Below are 3286 nucleotides of genomic sequence, written 5' to 3'. Positions count from 1 at the left end.
ATTGACTGGGTACGCGCAGGAAGTGCGCTGAACAAGATTCGCACAGAATTGGGTGTGAAGTAATTGATTCGATTCTTTCGATTAAGCCGATTGATTCGATTGCCGGCTGTTCGCGCGAGAGGTGCGGGCAGCCGGTTTTTTAGGTTTTGGAAAATCAAACCTTTTGTTTTCCTTTGCACAGCAATAAGCCTACTGCTCATACCGCTTTATGAATAACGCCGAACGCTACTTTGCTAAAATCCTCTTTCGTAACAAAATATACGAGTATAAAGGGGCTGAATTCCAGAAATTTTTTGTGGAAATCATGGGGAGAGCCAACCCACATTTCCGAACTATCAAGCCACAAGGCCCGCTTGGAGATTGGAAAAATGACGGTTATGATGACAAAGTGGGGGTGTTTTACCAAGTTTATGCGCCGGAACAACCAGAAGAAATTGATGTCCCGAAGACGGTAAAAAAACTCGTCGAGTCATTCGAGGGGATTATTGAAAAGTGGAATCATCTTACACCGGTATTGAGATTCTATTTTGTGTTCAATGATGAATTTAGGTATGCTTACCCAGAGGTAGAGGGGGCACTTCTCGAGTTGACACAAAAGCATAACATTCCATGTGAGCCATTTCTATCGAAAGATTTGCAGCACATATTTGAGTCGCTTACAGATGACGACAAAATGTTTTGTCTTCGGTTCGCCATACCCAATGTTGAAGACCTTGGCCAAATCGTAGGCTTTGAGGCGCTGAACGAAGTGGTCAAACATCTGCTGGAATCGCCTTTTGTTGTTCGAAAACCTCTTGCTGCAGCTCGCCCCGGCTTTGTTAAAAAAATACAGTTCAATTCCCTGAGCAGCCAAGTAGCCGATTTGTTGAAAATGGGAGAATTTCAAATTGGGACACTCCAAACATATTTTGAATTGGAGTCTGATCTCAAGTCAATTCTCCAAGAGAAGTTTTCGGGCCTCTATGAGCAAGGGAAAAAAGAAATAGTGGGAGATCATGGTGAACGAAGCGATGAAATATTTTTCTACATTTTTGGGAAATCTACCCCCAATGAAACCCCAAGCCATGCTATTTCTCCTGCCATCATCGCACTGATGTCCTACTATTTTGAAAGTTGTGATATTTTTGAACCGCCCAAAACCGAACTTTTTGACTGATGATTCTACCTGATAAACATATCACAATCTCGCAGTCCTTGTTAGGACTGGGCGGTTATATTTTGACGGTTTTGGACTCCCCACAAACCATTGATGAACTGTGGCAACAACTAGAAAAGACACTTGGCTCACCTAAGTTTCCGACCAAACATACCTTTGAAAACATGATTCTGGCCCTCAATTTCTTGTACATGATCCGAGCTATTGATTACACGCCTGAAGGAAAAATCGAGACATGCGCCTGATAAAGTTGTCTGCCAACCAAGAGAGTTTTCGCACCATCGAGTTCAACGCGACGGGGCTTTCACTCATTTTGGCCAGCAAGAAGGTGGAAGACAAGCTCAAAACCTATAATAGTACAGGAAAGTCTCTATCAATTGCCCTGACACATTTCTGTCTGGGTTCGTCCAACAACAAAGCATTTGGAGAAAACCTGCCAGATTGGGAGTTTCAACTGCAATTTGAGATTAATGGTAAGGAGTACGAAAGCCTAAGATCGACCAAAAAACAGGGCGATATTTTCTTAAACAACAAAAAGTATTCCCTTGATAAATTCAGGGGATTCATGTTCGATTTGCTATTCGAGGCCCCCGAGCAAGACGGACACATCTCATTTCGCTCTCTCATTTCGCGGTTCATCCGCCCTGGGAAATTTGCCTACAATGATGCTACTATATATATCCGGAAAGAGCAAGACCCTGTTCGCCAACTGAACAATGCGTACTTACTGGGACTCGACACAAAACTTATCTCCGACAAACTACGGTTCAGAAAAGAACTGAAAGAGGCCAAAGATTTTAAGAAGCAATTGGAAGGCAACCCCGATTTTAAGGCCTTTTTGGAAAAGCAGCCTGTCAGGCTTAACCCAGACATTAAAATCAAGAGCCTCAAAGATGAGATTGAGCGGCTGCAAAAATCGCTGCAATCCTTTGTGATTGCAGAGGATTACAATTCACTCAAACTGGAAGCAGACAAAAAAACAAGGGAGATCGCTGAACGGATAAATGAGGTGGTACGCTTCAAGAATGTCATCGCCAATATTGAAAACACCCTTCTTCTAAAAAAGGATATTCCGGTTGAAAAGGTACTCAAAATGTACGATGAAGCCCAGATAGAGATACCAGATTTGATCAAGAGGACTGCACAAGAAGCAGAGCAGTTTCACTTGAAAATCTTGTCTGACCGAACTTCACGATTGATAAAAGAAAAACACAAGTTTGAAGGGTTAGTAGCAGCCGAAAACGAAAAAATTGATCTGCTTGACCGTGAAAGATCAGAACTGCTTCAATTCCTGAAAGGTCGCGGTGCTTTGGAAGAATATCTTGACTTAACCCGAAGATTAACTGATGCCACTCAGCAACTGGAAAAATTTGAATTTTTCAAAGAATTTACAACCAAGCAAAAAAACAGAATCAATGAAATCGAAATCGCTCTTAAAGACGGTAACATTCAGGCAAACAACTACTTGACTGAAAAAGAGGCACTTTTAGAAGACAACATCGCACTCTTCCAGTCTATCGTTCGTGACTGTTATGATGATAAAACAGCGGGCATTAACGTGACCAACAACGAAGGTGACAACCAAATCCGCTTCAATATTGATCCTTACATTGATACTGGTGGAAGTGGAGGAGGAGTAGATAAGGTGGAAATATTTTGCTACGATTGGATGATTTTATTGGCCCAGCACCATCACCAAGTCAAAGCCATATGGCATGACAGCTTAATCTTTGAAGGCGTGGATACTCGTCAAAAATCTACACTTTTAAAATTTGCGCTGGAACAGTCTGAACAAAAGGGACTGCAGTACATCATCGCACTCAATCAGAACGAGTTTGAAGACATCCAAAACCAGTTTCCTGAAATCGCTGAAAGGCTACATCAGAAGTGTGTTTTAGAACTGACTGACGAATCAGACGAAATGAAACTGCTAGGTCAGCAGGTGCTAATGGAGTATGACAAAGGGTAGTGCCACGCCCCCCGGGCAAACCCCTGCAAATCCGCCTCGACCATGCCGACGGCAAAAGCGAGACCTTCGACGTGCTGCACACCTACAACGAGCAGCAAATTGACTGGGTACGCGCAGGAAGTGCGCTGAACAAGATTCGCACAGAATTGGGTGTGAAGTAA

General features: G+C 42.9%; 4 protein-coding genes. All 4 read left to right on the top strand.

Annotated elements, in window-relative coordinates; all coding sequences use genetic code 11:
• Positions 1-208: 208 nt before the first annotated feature.
• From ACEW9O_RS04775 to ACEW9O_RS04760, 4 genes are read left to right on the top strand one after another with little or no spacing between them, the layout of a single operon-like run.
• A complete protein-coding gene (locus ACEW9O_RS04775; RefSeq protein WP_373548988.1) occupies positions 209-1156 on the top strand; it encodes an ABC-three component system protein in 948 nt (315 codons plus the stop codon).
• Positions 1156-1401 (top strand): ABC-three component system middle component 6, encoded by a 246-nt coding sequence (locus tag ACEW9O_RS04770; RefSeq protein WP_373548987.1) that lies wholly within the window; start codon positions 1156-1158, stop codon positions 1399-1401. The genes ACEW9O_RS04775 and ACEW9O_RS04770 overlap by 1 nt, the downstream gene beginning before the upstream one ends.
• A complete protein-coding gene (locus ACEW9O_RS04765) occupies positions 1392-3125 on the top strand; it encodes a DUF2326 domain-containing protein (RefSeq protein WP_373548986.1) in 1734 nt (577 codons plus the stop codon). The genes ACEW9O_RS04770 and ACEW9O_RS04765 overlap by 10 nt, the downstream gene beginning before the upstream one ends.
• Positions 3125-3286, top strand: coding sequence for a hypothetical protein (locus tag ACEW9O_RS04760; protein WP_373548989.1), 162 nt, complete (start codon positions 3125-3127; stop codon positions 3284-3286). Before ACEW9O_RS04765 ends, ACEW9O_RS04760 begins: the two co-directional genes overlap by 1 nt.

The organism is Haliscomenobacter sp. (genome assembly GCF_041740695.1).
Taxonomy (GTDB): domain Bacteria; phylum Bacteroidota; class Bacteroidia; order Chitinophagales; family Saprospiraceae; genus Haliscomenobacter.
The sequence above is the reverse complement of the archived record's forward strand: the minus strand, read 5'-3'. Positions and strand labels throughout refer to the sequence as shown.